The 23028-nt window shown below is 63.9% G+C and carries 21 protein-coding genes; 14 read left to right on the top strand and 7 right to left on the bottom strand.

The features are described from left to right. Positions 1-31: 31 nt before the first annotated feature. Genes D3250_RS06755 through mtrA form a run of 3 tightly spaced genes read right to left on the bottom strand, consistent with a single transcriptional unit; the run spans position 32 to position 4214 of the window. Positions 32-1768 carry an LpqB family beta-propeller domain-containing protein gene (locus D3250_RS06755; RefSeq protein WP_119902602.1) on the bottom strand — a complete coding sequence of 579 codons (1737 nt, stop codon included), beginning with the start codon at positions 1766-1768 and terminating at the stop codon, positions 32-34. Continuing rightward, entirely contained in the window at positions 1768-3480 is a 1713-nt protein-coding gene (gene mtrB, locus D3250_RS06750) for an MtrAB system histidine kinase MtrB (RefSeq protein WP_119902601.1), read from the bottom strand. The genes D3250_RS06755 and mtrB overlap by 1 nt, the downstream gene beginning before the upstream one ends. Before the next feature lie 50 nt (positions 3481-3530). Then, positions 3531-4214: an MtrAB system response regulator MtrA gene (mtrA, locus tag D3250_RS06745; RefSeq protein ID WP_119902600.1), complete on the bottom strand. Its 684-nt coding sequence runs from the start codon at positions 4212-4214 to the stop codon at positions 3531-3533. A gap of 140 nt (positions 4215-4354) precedes the next feature. Between mtrA and D3250_RS06740 the strand changes: the two genes are divergently transcribed. The 9 genes from D3250_RS06740 to D3250_RS06700 all read left to right on the top strand — a co-directional run bounded on the left by D3250_RS06740 (position 4355) and on the right by D3250_RS06700 (position 13148). Next, positions 4355-5443 (top strand): hypothetical protein, encoded by a 1089-nt coding sequence (locus tag D3250_RS06740; protein WP_147383498.1) that lies wholly within the window; start codon positions 4355-4357, stop codon positions 5441-5443. Then, positions 5440-6084 carry a DUF4129 domain-containing protein gene (locus D3250_RS06735; protein ID WP_119902598.1) on the top strand — a complete coding sequence of 215 codons (645 nt, stop codon included), beginning with the start codon at positions 5440-5442 and terminating at the stop codon, positions 6082-6084. The genes D3250_RS06740 and D3250_RS06735 overlap by 4 nt, the downstream gene beginning before the upstream one ends. Beyond that, positions 6081-7343: a DUF4350 domain-containing protein gene (locus D3250_RS06730; protein ID WP_119902597.1), complete on the top strand. Its 1263-nt coding sequence runs from the start codon at positions 6081-6083 to the stop codon at positions 7341-7343. The genes D3250_RS06735 and D3250_RS06730 overlap by 4 nt, the downstream gene beginning before the upstream one ends. Further along, complete coding sequence (locus D3250_RS06725) at positions 7340-8350, top strand: AAA family ATPase (protein WP_119902596.1); 1011 nt, start codon at positions 7340-7342, stop codon at positions 8348-8350. Before D3250_RS06730 ends, D3250_RS06725 begins: the two co-directional genes overlap by 4 nt. A gap of 8 nt (positions 8351-8358) precedes the next feature. Continuing rightward, positions 8359-9654, top strand: coding sequence for a DUF58 domain-containing protein (locus D3250_RS06720; RefSeq protein WP_438830139.1), 1296 nt, complete (start codon positions 8359-8361; stop codon positions 9652-9654). A gap of 226 nt (positions 9655-9880) precedes the next feature. Continuing rightward, entirely contained in the window at positions 9881-11005 is a 1125-nt protein-coding gene (gene mnmA, locus D3250_RS06715; RefSeq protein WP_119902595.1) for a tRNA 2-thiouridine(34) synthase MnmA, read from the top strand. 31 nt (positions 11006-11036) lie between these two features. After that, positions 11037-11417, top strand: a complete 381-nt coding sequence (locus tag D3250_RS06710) for a chorismate mutase (RefSeq protein WP_119902594.1) — start codon at positions 11037-11039, stop codon at positions 11415-11417. 22 nt (positions 11418-11439) lie between these two features. Next, positions 11440-12519 carry a hypothetical protein gene (locus D3250_RS06705; RefSeq protein ID WP_119902593.1) on the top strand — a complete coding sequence of 360 codons (1080 nt, stop codon included), beginning with the start codon at positions 11440-11442 and terminating at the stop codon, positions 12517-12519. Next, the gene (locus tag D3250_RS06700; protein WP_119902592.1) at positions 12516-13148 is read left to right on the top strand and encodes a hypothetical protein; all 633 of its coding nucleotides are present in this window, start codon (positions 12516-12518) and stop codon (positions 13146-13148) included. The genes D3250_RS06705 and D3250_RS06700 overlap by 4 nt, the downstream gene beginning before the upstream one ends. A 67-nt stretch (positions 13149-13215) precedes the next feature. Here the strand turns inward: D3250_RS06700 and D3250_RS06695 are convergent, their stop codons facing one another. Then, the gene (locus D3250_RS06695; protein ID WP_119902591.1) at positions 13216-13698 is read right to left on the bottom strand and encodes a YbaK/EbsC family protein; all 483 of its coding nucleotides are present in this window, start codon (positions 13696-13698) and stop codon (positions 13216-13218) included. Between the two features lie 9 nt (positions 13699-13707). Then, positions 13708-14916 carry a cysteine desulfurase family protein gene (locus D3250_RS06690; RefSeq protein WP_119902590.1) on the bottom strand — a complete coding sequence of 403 codons (1209 nt, stop codon included), beginning with the start codon at positions 14914-14916 and terminating at the stop codon, positions 13708-13710. A gap of 37 nt (positions 14917-14953) precedes the next feature. On the opposite strand from D3250_RS06690, the gene D3250_RS06685 reads away from it, so the two are divergent. The 3 genes from D3250_RS06685 (at position 14954) to D3250_RS06675 (ending at position 18118) form a co-directional block, all read left to right on the top strand. Beyond that, positions 14954-15997, top strand: a complete 1044-nt coding sequence (locus D3250_RS06685; RefSeq protein WP_119902589.1) for a J domain-containing protein — start codon at positions 14954-14956, stop codon at positions 15995-15997. Then, positions 15994-16497, top strand: coding sequence for a tRNA (cytidine(34)-2'-O)-methyltransferase (locus D3250_RS06680; RefSeq protein WP_119902588.1), 504 nt, complete (start codon positions 15994-15996; stop codon positions 16495-16497). The genes D3250_RS06685 and D3250_RS06680 overlap by 4 nt, the downstream gene beginning before the upstream one ends. 85 nt (positions 16498-16582) lie before the next feature. Continuing rightward, positions 16583-18118 carry an anti-sigma factor domain-containing protein gene (locus D3250_RS06675; protein WP_119902587.1) on the top strand — a complete coding sequence of 512 codons (1536 nt, stop codon included), beginning with the start codon at positions 16583-16585 and terminating at the stop codon, positions 18116-18118. Here the strand turns inward: D3250_RS06675 and D3250_RS06670 are convergent. Both D3250_RS06670 and D3250_RS06665 read right to left on the bottom strand, forming a co-directional pair. Further along, complete coding sequence (locus tag D3250_RS06670; protein WP_119903027.1) at positions 18115-18894, bottom strand: PIG-L deacetylase family protein; 780 nt, start codon at positions 18892-18894, stop codon at positions 18115-18117. The two genes, D3250_RS06675 and D3250_RS06670, sit on opposite strands and share 4 nt — an antisense overlap. 8 nt (positions 18895-18902) lie before the next feature. Then, positions 18903-20462 carry a S1C family serine protease gene (locus D3250_RS06665; protein ID WP_225973192.1) on the bottom strand — a complete coding sequence of 520 codons (1560 nt, stop codon included), beginning with the start codon at positions 20460-20462 and terminating at the stop codon, positions 18903-18905. 121 nt (positions 20463-20583) lie between these two features. Between D3250_RS06665 and D3250_RS06660 the strand changes: the two genes are divergently transcribed. After that, positions 20584-22071, top strand: a complete 1488-nt coding sequence (locus tag D3250_RS06660; RefSeq protein WP_147383497.1) for a coiled-coil domain-containing protein — start codon at positions 20584-20586, stop codon at positions 22069-22071. Positions 22072-22190: 119 nt separating this feature from the next. Beyond that, positions 22191-22997, top strand: a complete 807-nt coding sequence (locus tag D3250_RS06655) for a PspA/IM30 family protein (RefSeq protein WP_119903026.1) — start codon at positions 22191-22193, stop codon at positions 22995-22997. The last annotated feature ends 31 nt before the right edge of the window (positions 22998-23028 follow it).

The raw sequence follows: 23028 nt of genomic DNA, 5'->3' as shown, positions 1-23028 counted from the left end.
CACGGCATTCGCCTGGTTGTGGAAAGAACTCCTAGCCGGAGTAACTGAGATCCTGGACGTCGTCGTCGATCTCATCCTGAATCATGTTGGAGTCACCCACGATCTGCCACACACCCGAGTCCTCCTGCTCGAAGTACACCGGACGCCCCTCCCCCACCGAGACGTTGAGCAAACCCGACAGTCCTTCAGAAGGTGGCCCTGAGGCACCGGAAATGTTGATGCGCTGCATGTAGCGAGTCTCAACCTCCTCCGAATCGTGAGGGCGCCAAACAAGCACTTCGTCGTTGTTCGACCAGCGCACCTCCTCCAACTCCACCTGCTCATCATGGTGGAGGCGCTGGTGCTGCTCCAGGCCCCACGGCACCCCAGTGGCTCCGTCTCGCTGCACCGAGGCGATGTAGAGACTGCGCACTCCGGCGTCGTCCAGGATCAGTGCAGCTCTGGTGCCGTCTTGGGATATGCGCAGTGAAGTCACCTGGCGTCCTTCGACAAAGTCGGCGGTCACAGCCACCGAGCTGGCGTCCTCATCTTCATAGCTGAACGCCCGGATGGTGGCAGACCCTTCATCATTGCTGGTCACAGTCCACGTCCAACCGAAGTTGTCCATGGATGGCCGAGGCATGTGGTCTGACTCGACCAATAGCTCAGGCTCCTCAGCATCAGCCCGCACATGGTAGAGCTCATCCATGTCTCCCGACATCACGGCGATCACTTCCCCCTCTGCCTCGGTGGACACCGCAGGGAATCGCGGTTCGATGTCGCTGAGGTCCGGCATTCCCGCGACTCGTGAAGTGTCAGTGTTCAGCTGCCACACCAGTTCGTCATCCTGGACGCCGATCTGGCGCTCCAGCGCTCGCGGCTGCGTCTCAATCTGTAGGCCCTGCTCCTCGGGTAGCTCCGGAAGCTCCACATCCGCCCCGCCTACCGTCACCCGCACCTCACGGACCGAACTGAGTTGGGTCAGGGCCATAGAGAGCTGGTTGTGCATCAGGGCAATCTCCCGGTCGGAGGCGCCAGCGGTGACCGAGGGCTCCAGATCAACCGTTGCGGTACCTTCAGAGACTGGAACGGCCGGTGTGCCCAGGCTGGCATTTTCGTCGAATGCGGAGAGCACCCCCGGCGCCAGCCAGGGAGCCGGTCCGCGCAACAGAAGATCAACCAGTTCGGTGGACTGACCCGAGAGGTTGATCAGCCACCGCACGTCGGGCACCGCGTAGCGCTCCTGAGGATCATAGAAGTACAGGGTGAACTCGTCATAGGCACTGTTGAAGGCCCCCACTTCGAGGATCTTGCCGTCCGGGGCGCCGCTGATGCGCCATTCACCGTCCACCTCTTCGACCTCGAAGGTTTGGCTGGTCGGCTCATCAGGTCGGGCCATAATGCCGTCAGTGTCCACCCGGGCGTCCATTGTCAGTTGGACGTTGTACACCGCTTCCCCGGAGGCATCGACGCTCATGTTTCCCTCTGTGTAGACCAGCGTCTGCGCCCAGGGGTCCCACTCCTCGACGAAATCCTCGGTCAGGTACTCGCGGGCTACCGTGTGATCGTCGTCAGGGCGCGCTCCCGCCTGAAGGAATCCCTCGATGATGTCTTCAGGGCTGGCCCCGGACTCCGGGGACTGCACCACCACGCCGGAGTCCCGTTCGGACCCCGCCGGGGCCTCTGCTGTTCCCACGTCTCCATCGGTGGGCAGCGTAGGGGTACAGGCGGTCACCGCGAGAGAACTCGCGGCCACCAGGCCCACCCATCGTTTCAGTCCAACGCGCATCAGGCTCCGCCCTCCTTATACAGCGCCTGCTCATTGACCCGATCATGAGCCTGTTCCACCGCGATCAGGTCCGTATCGGCGCTTATTCGGTTCCGCTGCTCGACCGAGTAGACCGGCGGAAGGGCCAGCGGGGATGATGCGTACGGTTCGCCTTGAATACGAGGCAGCACCAACCGGAAACAGGAGCCCTGTCCGCTCTGACCCCACGCATCGAGGCTGCCCTGGTGCAGCCGGATGTCCTCCGTGGCGATCGACAGACCCAGACCTGAACCTCCGGTGGTTCGCGCACGGGCCGGATCAGCTCTCCAGAAGCGGTCGAAGACGTGGGCCACCTGGTCAGGGGTCATGCCCACGCCGTAGTCCCGCACTGCTATAGCCACCGCGCTCTCATTAGCGGAAATGATGAGGTCCACCGGCTGACCTTCGGAGTGTTCAATGGCGTTGTTGACCAGGTTCCGCAGTATGCGGTTGATCCTGCGCCGATCCACCTCAGCTATGTAGCTGTCTACATTGCCTGGGACGACCATATTCAGCTCCGCCCCGGCTCTGTCGGCCAAAGGCACGGCTGCGGTCATCACGTCTTCAGCTAACGCCCAGAGGTCCACCTCAGAGAGGGCCAATTCTGCGGCTCCGGCATCGAACCGGGACATCTCCAGCAAATCGGCGAGCAGCGCCTGGAAGCGTTCCACCTGGTGGTGCAGCAGTTCGGTGGAGCGTTGACTGACCGGGTCGAATTGTTCGCGAGACTCGTACAGCATGCTCGACGCCATGCTGACCGTAGTCAGTGGGGTCCGCAGCTCATGAGAGACGTCGGAGACGAAGCGCTGCTGCATCTGGGAAAGATGGGCCAACTGGGTGATCTGCTCCTGCAGGGTGGAGGCCATCCGGTTGAAAGACACTCCCAACCGGGCAATTTCATCCTCCCCCACCACGGCCAAGCGCTGGTCCAGCTGTCCGTCGGCGATCCGTTCTGAGACCTCAGCCGCCTGAGAAACCGGTCTCACCACCGACCGAGCGACCCATGCGGCGATCATCAGGTTCATCACCAGGATGGCCGCGGCTGCGATGAGAAACACCCGGAAAACAAAATTCACATTCTCTTGAACTGAGGAGAAGTCGTAGACGAAGAAGAGACCGTAGGGGGGGCCGGTAGGAAGCTGGATGCTTATTCCGAAAGCCACCCCGGGAGCCTCACCACCGTCATCGGTCTCAATTCCCACTGGTTGCCAGTGCTGGCGGTCGGGGCCGCTGACCAACACCGCCTCACGCAGCTCTGTGCTGATGACGTCCTGGGAGATGTCCGTGGAACGCGGCATCACCGGAAGGTTCTCTGCCTCCTCCAGGGGGATCAGGAGGCTTTCGCGGATCAGCGCCGATGATCCGCCCAGACCCTCGAATATCTCCGGGACGCGTTCCTCGAGGGTCGCTGACTCCGATGTCTCGATCGCGCCGAAGGCCCGGCGGGCTTCTGCCAACCCCGCAGTTGCTTCAGCCTCCACCTGCCCCAGTCGCTCTTGGTAGAGCCCTGTGGTGACTTGCTGCACCAGGAAGTAGGCGATCAATGCCGAACCCACCAGCGTGATGACACCAGTCAGCACCATGGCTCGAGCCATCAGGGAGCGCGCCCAGAACTTCGACAGCCTGGCCACGCGCCGCCGGAGAGTCGTCCTAGGCGCTGCGTCCGCGGATGCTGTGGGGTCCGGATCTTCCATCAGGCGATCACCTGGCGGGCTGCTCTGCTCAGTGATATCGGCGCCGCTCCTCAGCCGCCGGCCTTGTAGCCGATACCGCGAACTGTCTGAATGATCTCTGGGTTCTCCGGGTCTCTTTCGACTTTAGACCGCAGCCGCTGTACGTGGACGTTGACAAGTCGGGTGTCGGCCTGGTGGCGGTAGCCCCACACTTCCTCGAGCAGCATCTCCCGGTTCCAAACCTGCCAAGGCTTCTTCGCGAGTGTGGAGAGCAGATCGAACTCCAAGGGGGTCAGCGAGATCCGAGTATTGCCGCGGCGGACCTCGTGACCGGCAACGTCGATGGTGAGGTCTCCGATAGTCAGTGTTTCACCATCGGGCCTCCCTGACGGTTCCGGGGTGCGCAGCCGTGCCCGTACCCTAGCAACCAACTCCGCAGGTTTGAAGGGCTTTGGCACGTAGTCGTCAGCACCGGCTTCGAGCCCTCTGACCACGTCTGCGGTGTCAGACTTCGCCGTGAGCATCACAACGGGGGTGTCTGCTTCTTCGCGGATTTCGCGGCAGACCTCGATCCCGTCCTTGCCCGGCAGCATGAGGTCCAGCAGAACCAGGTCAGGTTCGGCGGCCCGGAATGCCTCGAGAGCGAGCTCGCCGGTAGCGCAGAAGGTCGGTTCGAACCCGTCATTGCGCAGCACGATTCCGATCATCTCCGACAGTGCCTCGTCGTCGTCGACCACCAAGATGTTAGCTCTCATGGAGCTCCGTCCTTCCTCACTGCTGCTGACGCCGGGGGATGCGGGGCCTTATGACCCGCACACCCGCTGATTATCCAGGATATATGAGGCGATAGGGTTGGACTCGTACCTCATGGTGGCTTATGGACAGGCGGGGTGGTATGAGCACGACGGCGGCGGCGCGGCTGGTTCATCCCCCGGTACGTCCCGGAGGTCTGTTTCCGTTGCGCCCGATGGCTCAGGATGAGATCTTCAAAGGCGCATTTACCGTTATTCGGCGCAATCGGCGCGCGACGCTGGGATTGCCCTTCGTAGCCGCTGTGATGAACTTCCTCATATCTCTGCTGCTGATTGCGGTGATGCCCGGGGACACCTATCTCCGGTTGCTCACAGATCCCGCGGCATTCGAAGACGAGGAGTTGTTGTTTGCTGCGTTGAGCGAGGGCGGAATGGTCCTCATGGTGCTGGCCACCTCCTTCCTCGGCGGATTGCTGTGGGCTATGTCTCTGGGGCTGCTTGCCATTCCGGTGGTTCGCTCAGTGTATGGTCTGCCGACCACGCTGCAGCAGACCCTGCGGCTGCGCGCGTCGAGGTTGGGGTGGCTGCTGTTGCATCTGCTGATTCTGCTGGTGGTGATCGGGGTTCTCGCTTTGGTCATCGTCATCGCAGGCGTGCTGCTGACAGTAGCCACGCTCGGTTTCGGTCTGCTGCTACTGGTGCCGGGGTTCCTCCTGCTGCTGTGCTGGCTGACCGCCGGGTTGATGTTCGGACCGCTTCTCATCATCGTAGAGCGGCGAAACGCGTTCAATGCCATAAGCAGGTCCTTCGCGCTGAACCGCGGCATGTGGTGGCGACACATCGGCACAGTGGCCCTCCTGTACCTGATGCTTCTCGTGGTGCTGGCAGTCACCTCACTGCCGGCCGGAATCGTGGCCAGCCTGGGTGGCGAGCTCGCTTGGCAGTCAGAGCAGGGACAAAATGACGTCATCGTGCTGCTGGTTCTGGGACTCGGGCAGCTCTACGACCTGGTGCTCAACACTCTGCTTGTGGCCCTCATCGGGACCGTCATCGGTGTCATGTACCTCAACGCCCGCTTCCGCCGGGAAGCTTTGGACGTGATGTTGCAGCACCTGGCTCCGCCCTCACCGCAGACCGATTCAGATGCTGAGTCTCTGGCTGCCGTGCTACCGGGCTCCCCTGAGCATCTAGCAGCCGGGTCCCGGACTCCTCCGGGGGGTGCGCCGCAATGAACCCGCAGCTGTATGACCGCGAGGGCGCCCGGCGCTTGTTGGAGGATGAGCTTGCTGACAGTTCCTACCAGCGGCAGTTCACCGGGCCGCTGCGCGAAGCCATTGATGCGTTTCTCGATTGGATGGCGGAGCGGGCTTTTTCGATCGGCGGAGTCGACGTTCCTTTTGGACCACTGCTGGTCCTGGGGGCCGTGATCGTCACCGTCATTATCATCATCGTGGTGGTTCGTCCACGGTTGCAACGGGGCTCCACGGCGCAGGAGGCGGTGCAGATAGATCCCCAAGTCACGGCCGCAGCGTTCCGCGCCCACGCTCAGGAATGCGCGCGCTCCGGGGACTTCAACACCGCCGCTCAAGAAGCTTTCCGCGCAGTAGTCCGAGCTGCTGAGGAGCGAGGGGTGGTGCGCCAGCAGCAGGGACGCACAGCTACGGAAATCGCCGAGAGCCTGAGCAGTTCGTACCCGCCCTTCAGCACGACTCTGCAGCGCGCCGCCGATCTGTTCAACCGCTCGCTCTACGGCTCAGTCTCACTTGCCAAGGCGGACTTAGAGTTCATCGCTGACTTGGACATGCAGCTGCAGAGGGAGCCTGCGCAACATGGTGGCTCAATTGACGGGCCCCACTTGGCGGTCCCCCGATGAGCTCCTCGACAGACCCATCAACTGTGGTCTCAGCCGGGACGGCTATGCGCTCGGCGGCTTCGCGTTGGCAGTTCTGGATCGTGCTTTTGGTGATCGGATCCGTGGTGGCGCTCCTCATCCAACTGTTGGACACCTCCGATACCGAAATCTACGGCACAGAGAACACCGACCTGGACGGATACGCAGCGGTGGCCAATGTTCTCGATGATCACGGCGTGAACCTGCACCGCGTCTATTCTGCTGAGGCCGCCCGAGAGCTTCTGGAGCAGGAGCAAGCTGCCAGCCTCGTCGTTCTCCTGCGCGAGTTTCCACCAGATGAGCGATTTGCTGCTGAGCTCGACGCTGAATGGGACGCTGGGCGTGAGGTGCTTTGGATCAGCGACGATCCCTGGCTCCTGACCGAAGTGTTCGCTGCTGAGACGCAGACCGGTGCCCGTATTCCAGTGGGCGCAGCCGGCACCCCCGAGGTGTTAGAGAGCGGCCCCCGCTGTGCGCTACCCGCCGCGGAGGCAGCCCGGAGCCTGCAGGCTCCGGGTGTGTCGCTGCGCACCGACTCTGGATGCTTCCCCATCGGTGAGGACGGCTACGTGCTGGCCGAAACCTCCCGCGGGGTGGTGTTCACCGCTCCGGAGGCATTCACCAATCAGCACATCACCGCGGAGGGCAATGCCGCCCTCGCGCTCGGACTGCTGGGAGCCAAGGAGGGGAACGACGCTGCGCCGCAGGATCTCATTTGGTACACGCCCTCGGGCGCCGATTCGGTCGGTGATCAGCAGTGGGGCTCACCGCTTGACTACCTGCCTGAGTGGCTCTGGCCTTTGGTCTGGTGGCTGATCATCTGTGCCGGCATAGGAATGGTGGCGGCCGGTCGGCGCTACGGGCCCGTGGTGAGCGAACCTCTGCCGGTCAATGTTCCAGCAGAGGAGGCAGCTGTAGGACGCGGTCGGCTGTATCAGCGCGCCAACGCGGTGCCCGCAACTCTCCAGGTGTTGCGCAGTGCGCACCTGCTGCGCCTGACCAAGCTGCTCAGACTGGGCCGGGGGGCCGCCCCGGAAACGGTCGCAGTGGCAGCTGCCCACGTCGCCGGGTGGGAAACGTCGGCAGTGCGCCAGCTGTTGGAGAGACCAGGACCCGATGGAGCCGCCCCGCCTCACGCTCCCGCGATGTCCCACAGGGATATGGTGACCCATGCTCAGGCGCTGGCGAAGCTGGAGAGTGATGTCAGGCAAGCACTCAGAACACGAAGGAGAACCGAATGAGCGATGACTACCCCGCCCATCACCGCACGATCGAGACCGCACGTCCTGTGATCTCCGCAGACGAGCTGCGCAGCCGACTCACCCGGGTGCGCGAAGAGGTCGCCAAAGCAGTCGTGGGGCAGGATGCGGCGGTAACCAGCGTCATCATTGCTCTGCTCGTCCGCGGACATGTGCTCTTAGAGGGTGTACCTGGCGTTGCCAAGACGCTGCTCGTGAGGGCAATCTCCGCCTCGCTGGGTCTGCGTACTGCCCGCGTCCAATTCACCCCTGACCTGATGCCCGGTGATGTCACTGGATCACTGGTCTTTGACTCCCAGACTGGAGACTTCAGCTTCCGGGAGGGGCCCGTCTTCACCAACCTCCTGCTGGCCGACGAGATCAACCGCACACCGCCCAAGACACAGGCCTCCCTGCTGGAAGCGATGGAAGAGAGACAGGTCTCCGTCGATGGTGCGGGCCGTCCCCTCCCGGACCCGTTCTTGGTAGCGGCCACGCAGAACCCCGTCGAGTACGAAGGCACCTATCCCCTGCCCGAGGCTCAATTGGACAGGTTCCTGCTCAAGGTGGAGCTTGGGCTGCCGGAACGGGAGCAGGAGGTCGAGGTGATCCACCGGCACGCCTCCGGGTTCGACCCCTCGGACCTGGCCGCCGCCGGTGTGCGTCCGGTGGCCCATGTGGAGGATGTGCTCGCTGCGCGAAAGTCAGTCAGTGAGGTGCAGATCGCCCCGGATGTCGTCGGTTACATTGTCGACATCGCGCGCGCCACCCGAGCTGCACCCAGCTTCCAGCTCGGGGTATCGCCCCGCGGGGCCACCGCTCTGATGAACTCCTCCAGGGCGTGGGCCTGGCTCTGCGGGCGTGACTATGTGACTCCCGACGACGTGAAGGCCCTTGCGCTGCCGGCCCTTCGCCACCGTGTAGCACTTACCCCTGAGGCGTCCATGGACGGCACCGGGGCTGACGACGTGCTGCAGAGCATACTGACGACGACGCCCGTCCCCCGGTAGAGACTGTGCTGACCCTTCGATACTTCTGGGTAGCCCTGGGGATGTCGGGCCTGGTGGTTCTGGTGCCGGCATGGCTGTGGTTATGGTTAGTGGTTCTCGCCGCCGTGGCATTGGTGGACATTCTGGCCTGCGCCTCCCCCCGCAAGGTGCGGCTGACCCGTCAGCCGACCAAGTCCACCCGGACAGGCGAACGGACCACGGCGGTGACCAGGGTGGAGAATCTGGGAGCGCGGACGCTTCGCGGCTGGGTCAAAGACGGTTGGCAGCCCACCGCTGGGGCCCGCAACGTCGTGCAATGGGCGCAGATCCGTGGGCACCGCTCAACTGAGCTGCAGGTGAGGCTGGAGCCGCAGAGGCGTGGTGAGCTGATCAGCGAGCACGTGACCATTCGGTCGCTGGGCCCGCTCGGGCTGGCTGGACGTCAGGTGACTCATCGGGTGCCTCAAACCCTGCAGGTGCTTCCCGAATTTGCCTCTCGCAAGCACCTTCCCTCCAGACTGCGCCGGCTGCGTGAGCTGGACGGAGCTACCGCGGTGCAGCTGCGCGGAGCGGGCACTGAGTTTGATTCGCTGCGCGACTACGTGCGCGGTGATGATGTGCGCTCCATTGACTGGCGGGCAACAGCCCGCCGCCAGGATGCCGCGGGGCAGCACCTGGTGGTGCGGACCTGGAGGCCGGAACGCGACCGAAGGGTGATCCTCTGCCTGGATGCCTCCCGGACCTCAGCGGGACGAATTGGGGACGAGCCTCGACTGGACGCCGGTGTGGAGTCGTCCTTGCTGCTGGGTGCTCTGGCCGCTCACGCGGGTGACCGGGTGGATTTCCTCGCTTTCGCGCGGGAAGTGACGGCCCGGGCGTCGTCGTCGGAGCGCGGCATCTTCCTGAACGTGCTCAGCATGGCGGCATCGAAGGTGGAGCCCGCGCTGGTGGAGGCCGACTTCGCACAGCTTCCCGGTCAGATAACGGCCATCACGACGCACAAGTCATTGGTGGTGATCCTCACCGCTGCAGACTCTCCCTCTCTGCAGGAGGGGCTGCTGCCCGTGCTTCCGGCGCTGACCGCCAAACACCGCGTGGTGGTGGCCTCGGTAAGCAATCCGGAGCTTATTCAGCGTGCTGCGACTCGGGAGACGGTCAGCGAGGTCTACGCAGCTGCGGCGGCGGAGCGCGCCATGATTGAGGCTGAGGCGGTCGCCTCGGAACTGCAGGCGATGGGAGTCGAGGTGGTCCAGGCTGAACCAGAGGCTTTGCCAGCGGCCCTGGCTGACTGCTACATCCGCCTGAAGGCCACCGGCAAGCTCTGAACGGAGGCGGCGCAGGCCACCTCACCACCTCACCACCTCACCACCTCACCCAATGGCCGATTGTGCCCCTAACGCACCGACCGGACCTCTCATATGCAGGCATTTAGGGCCACTGAGCGAAGTGGGCGCTTGGCAAAGAGAGGCCCGGTGCGGGAATGGTCGAGCCTCCAGATCCGTTGTACCCGGCTGTTGTCGCATGAGATCCCAATCCGTACCGTAGGTAGACATGAAAGTCCTTGCAGCTATGTCCGGCGGAGTAGACTCCGCCGTTGCCGCCGCGCGCGCTGTCGAAGCCGGCCATGAGGTGGTCGGAGTGCACCTGGCGCTGTCCCGCATGCCCGGGACGCTGCGCACCGGCTCGCGCGGCTGCTGCACCATCGAGGACTCCTCAGACGCCTGGCGTGCGTGCGAGAAGCTCGGCATCCCGTTCTATGTGTGGGACTTCTCCGAACGTTTCAAGGCCGATGTGGTGGATGATTTCATCGCAGAGTACGCTGCCGGCCGGACCCCCAACCCGTGTATGCGCTGCAACGAGAAGATCAAGTTTGAGGCGCTGCTGGATAAAGCCATCGCCCTGGGGTTCGACGCCGTCGCCACCGGTCACTACGCCACGATCATTGAACACGCCGACGGCTCCCGAGAGCTTCACCGCGCGGCCACATGGACAAAGGACCAGTCCTATGTCTTGGGCGTCCTGACTGAGCAGCAGTTGGCCCACTGCATGTTTCCACTGGGAGAGACACCGTCCAAAGAGCTGGTCCGCGCCGAGGCGGCCGAGCGTGGCCTTTCGGTGGCACAGAAGCCGGACTCGCATGACATCTGCTTCATCCCCGACGGTGACACCCGCGGCTGGCTGGCCGAGCAAATCGATATGACCGCTGGTCCAATTGTGGACTCCGACGGCAACCAGATTGGTGAGCATGAGGGAGCTCAGGCCTACACTGTCGGTCAGCGCCGAGGTTTGAAGCTTGGCCGTCCGGCGCCGGACGGCAAACCACGGTTTGTGTTGGAGATTCGTCCCAAGGAAAACACTGTGGTCGCCGGGTCGCAAGAACTGCTGGATATTGATCTGATCACTGGTATTCGACTCTCCTGGGCCGGCCCGCCGGTGGCTGAGGCCGTGACCGGAAGGTGGTTCGGCATCGAACTTCAGATCCGCGCCCATGCCGACCCGGTTCCCGCCCGCGCCCGGGTCGAGGGACAGGCGGCAGAACCGCAGCTCGTGGTTGAACTCATGGAGCCGCTCAAGGGGGTAGCCCCCGGCCAGACTGCAGTGATGTATCAGGGCACCCGCGTGCTCGGCCAGGCCACCATTGAGACAGCACGCTCCCACAACTATCAGCCGGTCTGACCTGTCGGGGTCGAGTCAGTAAGCTGGGCCTATGAGCACGGACCCGCGGGCGGGCGACGCCGCCAAGTACGTCGACCCTGAAATTATGGCTGAACTGTTGACGATGCGTTCCTCTATCGACAATATTGACGCCGCGCTGGTGCATCTGCTCGCCGAGCGGTTCAAGGCCACTCAGCGGGTCGGGGTCCTGAAGGCAGAGCATAAGCTGCCGCCGGCCGACCCTGGGCGGGAGAAAGCGCAGATCGAACGATTGAAACGTTTGGCTGCGGAAGCACACTTGGATCCGGACTTCGCGGAGAAGTTCCTGAACTTCATCATCGAGGAAGTGATCCGACACCACCACGCCATCTCAGAGCACCCGCCCCAGGACAGTGACCCTGGGGCCCCATTCGACTGGGCGAGCCAAGATTGACCGGGCCGCGGAGGACTCACCTGTGACGATCCGGGCCGCTGCCCCGGGCACCATGCCCGGTCATGACTTTCGCCGAGCCGCCGAGCAGCTGGAGCCTGAGCTCTCTGCTGCACACTTCGCTTCCCTCCCAGACCTGCCGGCTCGCGGTCACCACGGAACCCAGCTGGGCAGAGGCATCGCTCAGCTGGCAGAGCTCAACGCAGAGCTGACCTCCTTCGGGTGGCGCCTCGTCCAGCGACCAGGAGCTGATTATCACCGATGCTCGGGGATGCTCAGCTCCGATGTGGACACGCTCGCTGACGTACGCGGAGCCGAAGCGGAGCTGGGCAAGGAGCTCAGCCCGCTTCACCTCGAAGTGCTGGGACCGGTTTCGTTGGCTGCCCGGCTCCACCTGCCCAATGGGGAGAAGGTACTGATCGACCATGGCGCACGGCGGGACCTGACGCACGCGCTGGCCATGGGCTTGGCTGAACACGTTAAGCACGTTCGGCGGTCGGTTCGCCCGGAGTCACTGTGTGTGCTTCTCCAGGAGCCGGACCACCGCGCAGTACGCACCGGATCGGTACCCACAGTGAGCGGCTACCAAAGCATCCGGGCGCTGGGGCGCGACGACGCCAGGAGCATGATCAGCACCGTGGTGGACGCTCTGCGGAACGCCGGAGCTGACCAGGTGATATTCGACTGCGGGCAGATTGTAGAGGGTGAGCACATTGAGGACTTCTTCAGCCGCAGCTCCACTGCCGCAGACGGCTTCGTCATGCCGGTCCCCCGTGCCTCCGCCTCAGACTGGGAGCGGACCGCGGAGCTGGTGGAGGCCGGCGCGCAGGTCTGGGCCGGGTTGTTGCGCCCTGGTCCCCACGGGGGCCCTCAGGCACTGCCCGAAGTCTCTGCACTCATGAAGCGTCTGACCGGGCCGTGGCAAAGATTGGGGATGCCGCCGTCCTCCTTGTCTTCCATCACTGTGACCGGATATGGAGCCGCGGACCGGCATACCTTCTCCGAGGTGGCCGAGGCCGACTTCCTGCGTACCTGGAGCCGCCTGCGAGAAACTGCTGAGGCGCTCACCGACCAGATGCAGCACTGGGGAGAGAGCATCCGATGACCAGCGGCAGAACACCTGATGAGCCGAACGCCACGCGGCGTATTCCCCCGACCCCGGCGGATGAGTCTTTCTCCAGCGCGGCACACCCGTCCCCACCCTGGCACTATGAGGCACCGGCTGCCCGGCCTCAGCAGGCGACCGCGCCACAGCGCAGATCGAGCGGTTGTTTGGGGGTGGTGCTGACGCTGTGCCTGGCCGTGTGGGCCAGCATCGGCACTGTTCTTCTGCTCTACGCGTGGGCGCAGACCAGTGCCGGCACTCCCTGGACCTCATCCGTTCAACAGACCATCAGCGGCGCCATCAGTGATTCGGCGGGTTTCGGCGAAACGTTGGTGGCTGCGCCGATGCTCTTGGTCGCCGGCGCTCTCTGCGTGGTCGCGGCCCTGCTGATGCCCAGCGCCGTTGGTCTGGTGCGCGGTTCAGGAGTGTTCCTGCTGCTGGGCGCTGCTGCCACCTACGCCGCTGCGGTGGTCTTGGACCTGGAGGCACTCACGGGAGACACGCTCACCCGTTGGCAGGCGGCCGCTGAGCTGTGGCCCAGTGTCGAAATCGCGGACCTGGTCCTGGTGCCCCTCTTTGTTCTGGCTGCGCTGGTGTGCGTGATCACCACCTCACCACGCAAACGCTAGAGGCTCAGCTCGAGTGGCGGAAGCTCAGTCCCGCGGTGCTTTCTGCCCCTGCTGCACGTCTCGGAGTTCAGCTTGTGGGCCTGACCGGCTGCGGCGCGCCCCCGGTGACGGTCAGAAGCTGGTCAAATGTGGTGGGAAAGACTGTCTTGGGATGGCCGGCCGCGGCCCACACCTCCCGGTAGTCAGCGAGCGCGGGGTCAACATAGGTCACTACTCGCTTCGGATGACCCACCGGTGCCACGCCTCCAATGACTTGGCCGGTAGCCTCGAGCACGACCGCTTTGGAGGCCCGGCCGACGGTGCCACCGAGCTGTTCGCCCAGCCAGTCTGTGTCCACACGGTGCGCACCAGAGGTCAGCAGCAGGATCGGCCCGGCATTGAAGGTGAAGACCAAGGAGTTCGCGATCTGACCTACCTCTACGCCGAGGGCGTCGGCGGCGCTCTGCGCCGTGGTGACGGCGTCGTCGAACCACGTCACGTCAGGATGCAGACCGTACTCAGCGAGGTCGGTCAGGACTCGGGCCACTGCTGGATGTTCGTGATGTGCCATGGCACGAATCTACCGTTGGACGGCAGAGCGCGGCGCATCAGCTGCGAGACCAGCCCGGCGCGAGCGGGCAATGATCCCCGGCAAGGCCTCGGCGAGAGCTGCGACGTCGTCCTCCGTGGTGTTCCAGCCCAACGAAAAGCGCTGGGCGCCGCGCGCATGGGCCTCACTGAGACCCATGGCCAGCAGCACATGCGAGGGTCGCGGCACCCCCGCCGTGCACGCCGAGCCGGTCGCGGTGTCAAATCCAGCCATGTCCAGCATGAACAGCAGTGAGTCACCCTCCGCGCCATCGACGACGATGTGCAGGTTGTTCGGCATCCGCAGCTCCGGCGCCGTCCGAGGATCCGGACCGCACAGCCTGACTCCGTCCACACCCTCAACGGCCTCCAAGAGCTGATTGCGCAGCCCTGCCAACCGCGCAGCCTCCGCCGGGAGTTTCGCCACCGTCTCCTCCGCAACCGCGGCGAAGGCGCAGATCCCCGGGGCGTCCAGAGTCCCGGAACGGAGGTCGCGCTCCTGACCCCCGCCATGCAGCACCGGCACCAGCTTCACATCCCTGCGGACCAGCAGCGCACCGATACCTACCGGGGCGCCGATCTTGTGCCCACTCAACGCCAAAGTGGACGCGCCTGACTCCGCGAAGCTCAACGGCAGCGAACCGAAGGCCTGCACCGCATCCGTGTGGAACGGCACACCGACTTCTGCACACAGGCGGCCAATCTCCGCTATCGGCTGAACGGTCCCCACCTCGTTATTGCTCCACATGACGGTCACCAGCGCTGTGGACTCCGGGTCCTCCGCCAGCAGCTGAGCCAGGGCGGGCAGGTCTACAAGACCTTCACCGTTCACCGGAATGGTCACCAGTTGGGCCTCATGCTGGGCCTCCAGCCACTCGGCAGTGTCCAGCACAGCGTGATGCTCCGTGCCTGGCAGTAGGATGCGCGTACGCCGCGAATCCTCCGCTCGGCGCTGCCAAAAGAGGCCTTTCAGCGCCAGATTGTCCGCCTCGGTGCCACCTGAGGTGAAGATCACCTCAGAGGGATCAGCGCCCGCAGCGGACGCCAGCTGAGAGCGCGCCGAGTCCACCGCCAATCGTGCTCGTCGCCCCGATCCGTGGAGCGACGAAGGGTTCAGCAGCCTCGGCATCTGCTCGGTGAGCACCTGCACCGCGGTGGGCTTCACAGGGGTGGTGGCGGCGTGATCGAAGTAGCGAGGCATCAGGGTCAATTCTACGCGCGGTAATCTTGTAATACCGATGAATGAGCCCGACTTCTACACAGTGCTGGGGGTGGCGTCCGACGCCGAGACCCAGGTGATCCGTGCCGCCTACCGCCGGGCCGCACGTGAACACCACCCTGACCGGGGCGGCACCGCCGAGCAGTTTCACCAGATTCAGGCCGCCTGGGACGTCCTGGGCTCCCCGGAGGGGCGCGCAGCTTATGACAGTCGACGCCGTCGCACAGGCTCGGCGCCCTCAGCAGACTCCCCCGCGCCCACCGAGGAGGGCACTGGTTTCACCTATTCACGCAGTGAAACCTCACGCGGTGCGGCCCACCGGTCTGCGGAGACTCGGACACGCAGCAGGTCCGCCGCACGCTCCCCGCAGGCAGATCAGCCTCCCGTCTATGTTCCTCCGCTGTCCGATCCGGAGCCGCTGAATCTGATGCTGACCAGCCAGAAGGTTCACGGCGGATTCTCCTCCCGTGGGCTTTTCGGAGGACGAGCGCTGCGCCGTCAGCGCCGAACTGCTGAGCTGTTGGAGAAACATGTGCTCAGTGCGCTTCCGGCAGCCAGGTTGTTCAATGATGTCTCCCTGGAGGCGCCCACACGTGACCGGAAAGGGACATTGCAAGTACCTAAGGGCGCCGAGCGGGTGGATCACGTGATGCTCTGTGGTTCTACCCTGGTGCTGCTCAGCGGAATGGAGGTTCCGGGTGCCACCGCCTCTTGGGATGGCCGTGCGCTGCGCACCATGGGGCGGAGGGTGGCGCTGCCGGATCTGGCCACTGCGGCCAAGAAGCTTCGGATCAGTCTGTCCCAGCAGCTGCGTGCGCAGCCCCAGCAAGCAAGTGCTGTGGAAACCGACTGGCAGCACATTCTTATTGCCGCGGACGGGGACCTGTTCCATCCCGTGGTGGAGCCCCAGGGAGCAGCTCGGCGTGCAGTGACCCCTCTGGCCGCCGGGCGCGCCATAGGCCATGTGGTGAACGTGCTTTCTGCCTCCGGTCAGGCGAACCTGGTGAATCGACACCTCATCGCCGCCCTGCGGGGCCGAGTGACTGTGCTGGACGAGGCATGAGCGGGGTGGGTCTGCGGGTGGTGCTGGATCAGCCGGAGATTCCAGGGAATACCGGTAACATCATCCGGCTGGCGGCCGTCACGGGATTCGAACTGCATATCGCCGGTCCCACGCTCTTTGACTTCTCTGACACCAAGCTCCGGCGCGCTGGCCTGGATTATCATGACCTCGCCGTGATGACGGAGCACGAGCACCTCGAAGCGGCCTACCAGCACCTTGGCATCACAGCCCCTCCTACGCCCGGGAACTCGGCCGACTCACGGGTCTTCGCCTTCACAGGCGAGGGCACCACATGCCATACCCAGATCAGCTACCGGTCCGGTGACACCCTGCTCTTCGGCCGTGAGTCCACGGGGTTGGACGCCCAGGCAAAAGAGGATCCCCGTGTGAGCGCTACGGTGCGCATTCCGATGCTGCCAGGCCGGCGCAGCCTGAACCTGGCCAACTCTGTGGCCGTCGCCGTCTACGAGGCCTGGCGGCAACACGGTTTTCGCGGCTGATCAGGGCTCCGAAGCCCACAGCCGCCAGCGTGTTGGTGGGTGTTGGTCGCCTTTGCGTTCAGGTCCGCTGACTAGACTCTTCGGTATGAGCGAGACTCCCCGCCGCGACGGTTCGGCCTCCCCGCATGATGCCGAGCCGATCGCCGAGCCACCGGTGGACCTTGAACAAGACCAGCAGACTGAAGAGCCCACCCTCTCTGACCTGCTCACAAGCACCGCGCAGGGAGATCAAGCAGCGTTCTCCGCTTTCTTCGACGCCACCGCTGATGTGGTGTACGGGCTGGCACTGATCATGCACTCAGAGTATTACGACGCCCACTCCTCCACTATTGCGGTCTACCGGCACCTCTGGGATCAGGCCGACGCCCGAGCCCGAGACCTGCGTCTGCAGACGCAGGCATCTCAGCTGCTCACTGAGGAATTCGCCGAGGCAAGCCCGGAGCACCCCAGCTACCGTCCTAATGAGTATGAACTGGTCTTAGAGTGGCTGATACCACTGACCCATAGGATTTTTGTGGAGCGATTCCGAGACCGCACCACGACCCCCATCCCCCTGACTCCGGTCCCGCAGAGCGAAGGGGGCGGCGTCGCCGGTTTGCCGGAGGAGGTGTTGGAGGATCTGCTGGCCCTGTCCGATTCCCAGGCCCAAGCAATGGCCCTGACTTTTCTGGCCGGAATTCCCCACCAGGACGTAGCCCAGATGGTCGGGGCAGCGGTTCCGTCCATCAAGTCCAGGCTGCGTGATGCCATGACTCGGCTGCACAGCCAACGTGAAGCGCGGGACACCGGCTCAGATCCGATCCTTCGCGCGGCTGTGACCAAGGAGGATTTGGAGCGCTCCGGTGGTGTGAACCGGAACTTCTCGAATCAGATCGCAGCCGACCTGGATAAAGGTCTGTTGGTCGAGCTCGCGGAGCTCTACGCCCTCGATGCCGTCGACGACGCTGAGCGCGCACTGCTGGATGAGAAGGCCCTCACAGCCTCTGCCGAAGAGGCCCAACAGTGGGACACTCGTGTGCTGGCAGCACGGCGGACGCTGGCTGAGATCTTCGCTTCGGACCCTGTGGCGCCTCCCTCGACGCTCTTGCAGGAGTTGCTCGACGATCTCGGCGGCCAGGAGGTGGGAGTCGGATTGGTTGAGGACATCTCCACTCACACTGGGGAGGCGGAGCGCCGGAAGCCAGTGGTCAAGAAATGGATGTTCGTCGCAGGTTTCATCGCAATTGTGCTCATCGGCGCCCTGGTCATTTGGCAGTTCACCCTGCCCCGGGATGTCCAGGCTGTCGCGGATGCGGACCCGGATGCCTCAGTGGTGGAGGACTACGAGATGGACGAGGGCGGCACCATTGATGCGGTACTCGCTCCCACCGAGGATGTCGGATATGTCCAGTTCCAGGACGTCCCCAGCACCGAAGGGGAACAGACGTATCAGCTCTGGTTGCTGCCCAACGGAGCCGGCGAGCCTGCCTCAATCGGCAATTTCACCGCTGAGGAGCTGGAGGATGAGATCATCGACATCACCAATCTGGCCCAGCACCAGGCGCTGCTCGTCACCGTCGAGTCAGTCCGCGGAGAGGAGCGCCCGCAGGGCGACATTGTGGCCCAGCTTCCCCTGGACTAGAAACCTGAAATGGTCTGGGGATCGTTGACCACCACATGGTGGAACTCCTCCGCGTAGCCGCCGGAGCCGTGCACGGTCCGCAGTTGCTCGGTGACGAACTCGCGCATCCGGTCAGCGTCGCGGTGCTGACTGAAATGCCGACCCAGCGCGGACAGCTTCCGGTCCTCGTATCCGGTGACGTCCACCCGAAGATTCACCCGCTCTGCTGGCGAACCCATCAGCAACAGGTGCTGAACCTTGAACGCAGGCAGCCCGGCAGCCGCCAATTCCGGGTAGGCGAAAGGGTTCTCCACGTAGGGATAAACCGCACGCACCACTGCTTCACCGGTCGCCAGATGATCGGGATGGGCCTTCTGCAGGCGGTCCCAAGCCCGCTCCGGGTGGAAACTCAGCACCGCCTGAGGCTGAGTCTGACGCATCACACGCACCAGTTCACCCACCAGCTCATAGGTGGGCTGAACACATCCGTCACGCTCATCCAACACGATGACTTCAGATATCCCGACCACGCTGGCGGCAGCCTCCTGTTCCGCCCTTCTGATGCGGCTGGTCTCCTCAGCGTTCCTGTCGGTGTCGAACCCTCCAGCGTCACCTGTGGTCAGCAGGCAGAGGGCCACGTCGACCCCAGCCTCAGTCAGCGCAGCAATTGTGGCTGCGCTTCCGAAGTCGATGTCATCCGGGTGCGCAGCCACAGCCAGCACAGTGTCCAAGTTGAGTTCAGCGATGAGCTCAACCGGCTGGCAGAGCCGAGAGTCGGCTGGGGGCGGTGTCGGCATCGGTGAGATCACATGGAGGTGAGGGTGACGTCGACCTCAGTGGGTTCACCATCACGCACGACAGAGAGGGTAACGGTGTCATTCTCCCGGTACTCACGGATGATGGCTGTGAGACTGTTGGCGTCCTCGATACTGCGGCCTTCTACCGCTTGGATGATGTCGCCCTCTAGAATTCCGGCCTCCTCAGCTGGGGAACCCTCAGCCACCCCTGTGACCAGCCCTCCGACACTGAAGCCGGCCACCGGGACTGGCTGTCCGTCCTCATCCTGAAAGACCTCGATGTTGCGCTCATTGACTTCCGGGTCGGCTGACGCCTGGTACACGTTGACGCCCAGGAGCCCGTGGGAGGCCTCACCCTGTTCAATGAGATCCTCGGCGACTCGGGCGGCATAGTCGATGGGGATGGCGAAACCCACTCCGATCGATCCAGCGCCTTCGGACCCGAACATGCCTCCACCGGAGGTCGCGATGGCCACATTGACGCCGATGACTCGCCCCTCGCTGTCAACCAGGGCTCCCCCGGAGTTTCCCTGGTTGATGGCGGCGTCGGTCTGAATCACATTCAGGGCAATCGGCTGCGCCGCGGGATTGGTCCCCGGGAAGAAGAACTCGTAGCCGTCCTCCTCGGGGTCCCCAGGGTCACCGGGCTCCCCCGGCTGATTTGGCTGCTCTGGGAGCTCTTCCGCGTCGTCGTCGAAAAGGCCGTCAGGATCCGCCCCTCCCTCACCTTCGACAGCCGCTGAGGCCACCTGGATGGTCCGGTCCAAGGTGGAAACGATTCCAGTGGTGACCGTTCCGTCCAGATTCAGCGGCGCCCCGATGGCGATCGTCTGATCACCCACGTTGAGGTCCGCGGAGCTGCCCAGCTCCGCAGGAAGCAGATCCTCAGCGTCGGAGAGTCGGATCACTGCGAGGTCTGAGAGCGGATCGGTGCCGACCACCTCAGCACTGGTGACGCGTCCGTCAGAGAGCCGGACCTGAATCTCCGGGTTCGCCTCCGCGCCTCCGAGGGTGACCACATGGGTGTTGGTCAGTACATGGCCCTCATCATCAAGGATGATCCCCGATCCGGACCCCGCACCCTCTCCGCCGACTACCGCGAGGGTCACCACCGATGGTGCCGCCGCATCCGCAGCCGCAGAGATGGCGGTAGCGTCCTCCGGAGCGTTGATCTCAATCCCCCCGCCAGCGCCGTTGGCTGGCGAGCCTTGACCGTCCTGGCCCAGCAGGTACTGTCCGCCCAAGACCGCGCCACCTCCCAGCAGCCCCGCGAGTAGCACTCCCGCAGCGAAACCGCCCAACCCGACGCCACGCTTGCCTGACCCACCGCTTCGGTCCTGCACGTAGGAGGGCTGGGTTCCGGGGCCCTGATCAAATTCTCCGGAGCCTGAGGGCCCCGCCGCGGACGCAGAGGCGGCCCCCCCTTGGTCATGTGATGCGGAGAAGGACTCAGGCCCCGAATCACCTGGTCGCGTCATAGGGGCCCCGGGTGCGGGGATGTGGGCGCTGGGCCCAGGCGAAGAGGGTCGCTGCGGGTCGGGGAATTCGCCGCTGGGATGCTGTGACATTGACGTGTGGTGCTCCTGCATAGGACGGTGACGGACAGGCCAGCCAGATGACTTTGCCATTCGTACCTGGACAGTCCCTTCACCGATGATCGTCAGCAGTGTCTCCTATAGACTCCTGATTATGGTGCCAGAAACCCTGTTCACGCTTCCTGTGGCGACCGGCGCTGTGATCGTTGGGCCTCTACTCATCGGCGCGGCCATTTTGCTGCTCATCGGTGTGGGGGCAGTCTACCTCTCCGGAGGCAGGAAACGGACTCGACGTTTCATCGATGGCTCCGTTGGGAAGCCGAAGGGTGATATCGAGCGTGATCCCCTGGACCAGAAATCAACCGAGGAACTCAGGCTTCAGGCCGGTGAACTGTTGGTGGCCGCCGACAACGCCGTGCAGTCCAGCGACCAAGAGCTGTTGTTCGCCTCTGCCTCATACGGGGATGAACAGGTAGCGCCCTTTCAGGAGGACCTGAACCAAGCCAGGAAGCACCTGAGTGAGTCTTTCCGACTGCAGCAGCAGGTGGACTCTGCAGATGACGCCGACGAATCCCGGTCCCGCGACCTCTATAAGCAGATCGTTAGGAGCTGTGAACAGGTCAACGAGACTCTCCAGTCTCATAAGGACCAGTTTGATCAGCTGCGGAATCTTGAGCGCGATCCCACACCGGCGCTGAACGAACTGGTGCAACAGCTGGACCGCTTGCGGGACCGACGCGCCCGCGCAGGTTCAGCCCTCACCAGCCTGATCGAACACTATAGCGACGACGCCCTGGGCCAGTACCGCGACAATCTGCACCAAGCGGGCACCAGTCTCGAGGCGGCGGAGGATTCGCGGGCCCAGGCCTCTGCAGCCGTTGAGCAGGGAAACACTGCGGAGGCAGTAGTTGCTCTGCACTCCGGCGAGCAGGCGACCGCCGACGCCCAACGACTCCTGGAGTCGATGGAGGAAGCTGCCGAACGTCTCAAGAGCGCCGCCAAAAACATTGACGTGGGCATTGCTCAGACGGAGCAGGACCTCGCCCAGGCCAAAGCCACCTACCAGGCAGGTCAGGCCCCAGAGCTGGCGGGGCCGATTGCCGCTGCTGAGAACGCGGTCAGCCGAGCGAAACGCGCCTTGGACTCCGGGCAGCGGATCGACCCGCTGGAGCTGCTGCAGCAGCTGGAGCTTGCCCACCGTGAGCTTGACCTCCCACTGAACTCCGTGCGTGACCGCCAAGCCCAGGATCGCCGCGCCCGGGAGATGCTGCAGCATGAGCTGCTGACCGCTCGCCACCAAGTGCAGTCCTCCCTAGATTTCCTCCGCTCACGGCGCTATGGAGTGTCCTCCACAGCTCGGACCCGGATGGCTGAGGCCGAGCGCTGCCTGACGGAAGCACAGACAGTCGGGGACTCTCAGCCCTCCCGGGCGGTGGAGCTGGCACAGCAGGCCAAGACTTTGGCCGTGCAGGCCGCTCAGATCGCCGAGCGCGAAGCTGCGACTGCTCAGATGCAGTCCATGGGCGGCGGCTACGGCACCGGAGGCGGCTTCGGCGGCTTCGGTTACCCTGGCAGACACCGCCCCATGGGCTACGGAGGCGGCTTCGGCTATGGGCGCCGGCGGCGGCGGGGATTCTTCTGATAGGGCATTGCCGCAGAAAATATCCACCTAGGGGCTGATGTCATACCAGCCTATGGCGTTAGTATCGTGAAGGTGATCGATCAGAATGGTTCGACGCCCCTCAAGGAAAGGTGATCACTGTGACTAAGCAGTCCATTTTCGGCCGGATGTCCCAGCTGGTCCGCGCCAACGTCAACGCGATGCTGGACCGTGCCGAGGATCCGGAGAAGATGTTGGATCAGATGGTGCGTGATTTCACCGACAACATCCGTGAAGCCGAGGAGGCGGTCGCTCAGACCATCGGGAACCTGCGGATGATGGAGGACGACTACAAGGAAGACCTCGAGACTGCGCGCTCCTGGGGCCAGAAGGCATTGGCCGCCTCCCGCAAGGCCGATGATTTCCGCAGCGAGAGCAATGATGAGAACGCGGCGAAGTTCGACAATCTTGCCAAAGTGGCCATTCAGCGCCAGCTCGACGCAGAAAGCTCTGCTAAGAACGCAGAGCCCACGATCCAGTCTCAGCGGGAGATTGTGGAGCGCCTCCGGACCGGGCTGGAGCAGATGAAGACCAAGCGCCAGCAGCTGCTGTCGAAGCGTGACGAGCTGGTGGCGCGCTCGAAGGCCGCTCACGCCCAGTCCCAGGTACATGATGCGGTGAAGTCCATCGATGTGATGGATCCCACCTCGGAGGTGGGACGGTTCGAGGAGAAGATCCGCCGTGAAGAAGCGCGCGTGCGCGGCCAGAATGAACTCACCGCATCGAGCCTGGATGCCCAGTTCGAATCCCTGGAGGACCTGGGGGAACAGGCCGAAATTGAGGCTCGACTCGCGGCCTTGAAATCGAGCTCCTCCAGCCCGGCCGAGCTCAGCCCCGGAAGCGAATCGGGCACTGGCGTGACAGAAGAGGATTTCGCAGCCCTGGAGACTGAGAAGCATAAAGCCTGAGTCGGAATAATCTGAGACAATGGGGAGCTGA

This window comes from Nesterenkonia natronophila, assembly GCF_003595215.1.
Classification (GTDB): Bacteria; Actinomycetota; Actinomycetes; order Actinomycetales; family Micrococcaceae; genus Nesterenkonia; species Nesterenkonia natronophila.
This window is presented reverse-complemented; position numbering and strand designations above follow the sequence as displayed.

Excerpts from the sequence above, each read along its gene's own strand:
- D3250_RS06675 (WP_119902587.1), top strand. The coding sequence starts at position 16,583 with ATGAGCGAGACTCCCCGCCGCGACGGTTCGGCCTCCCCGCATGATGCC.
- D3250_RS06710 (WP_119902594.1), top strand. The coding sequence starts at position 11,037 with ATGAGCACGGACCCGCGGGCGGGCGACGCCGCCAAGTACGTCGACCCT.
- D3250_RS06695 (WP_119902591.1), bottom strand. The coding sequence starts at position 13,698 with ATGGCACATCACGAACATCCAGCAGTGGCCCGAGTCCTGACCGACCTC.
- mtrB (WP_119902601.1), bottom strand. The coding sequence starts at position 3,480 with ATGGAAGATCCGGACCCCACAGCATCCGCGGACGCAGCGCCTAGGACG.
- D3250_RS06660 (WP_147383497.1), top strand. The coding sequence starts at position 20,584 with ATGGTGCCAGAAACCCTGTTCACGCTTCCTGTGGCGACCGGCGCTGTG.
- D3250_RS06730 (WP_119902597.1), top strand. The coding sequence starts at position 6,081 with ATGAGCTCCTCGACAGACCCATCAACTGTGGTCTCAGCCGGGACGGCT.
- mtrA (WP_119902600.1), bottom strand. The coding sequence starts at position 4,214 with ATGAGAGCTAACATCTTGGTGGTCGACGACGACGAGGCACTGTCGGAG.
- D3250_RS06740 (WP_147383498.1), top strand. The coding sequence starts at position 4,355 with ATGAGCACGACGGCGGCGGCGCGGCTGGTTCATCCCCCGGTACGTCCC.
- D3250_RS06700 (WP_119902592.1), top strand. The coding sequence starts at position 12,516 with ATGACCAGCGGCAGAACACCTGATGAGCCGAACGCCACGCGGCGTATT.
- D3250_RS06755 (WP_119902602.1), bottom strand. The coding sequence starts at position 1,768 with ATGCGCGTTGGACTGAAACGATGGGTGGGCCTGGTGGCCGCGAGTTCT.
- mnmA (WP_119902595.1), top strand. The coding sequence starts at position 9,881 with ATGAAAGTCCTTGCAGCTATGTCCGGCGGAGTAGACTCCGCCGTTGCC.
- D3250_RS06680 (WP_119902588.1), top strand. The coding sequence starts at position 15,994 with ATGAGCGGGGTGGGTCTGCGGGTGGTGCTGGATCAGCCGGAGATTCCA.
- D3250_RS06665 (WP_225973192.1), bottom strand. The coding sequence starts at position 20,462 with ATGTCACAGCATCCCAGCGGCGAATTCCCCGACCCGCAGCGACCCTCT.
- D3250_RS06690 (WP_119902590.1), bottom strand. The coding sequence starts at position 14,916 with ATGCCTCGCTACTTCGATCACGCCGCCACCACCCCTGTGAAGCCCACC.
- D3250_RS06685 (WP_119902589.1), top strand. The coding sequence starts at position 14,954 with ATGAATGAGCCCGACTTCTACACAGTGCTGGGGGTGGCGTCCGACGCC.
- D3250_RS06735 (WP_119902598.1), top strand. The coding sequence starts at position 5,440 with ATGAACCCGCAGCTGTATGACCGCGAGGGCGCCCGGCGCTTGTTGGAG.
- D3250_RS06725 (WP_119902596.1), top strand. The coding sequence starts at position 7,340 with ATGAGCGATGACTACCCCGCCCATCACCGCACGATCGAGACCGCACGT.
- D3250_RS06670 (WP_119903027.1), bottom strand. The coding sequence starts at position 18,894 with ATGCCGACACCGCCCCCAGCCGACTCTCGGCTCTGCCAGCCGGTTGAG.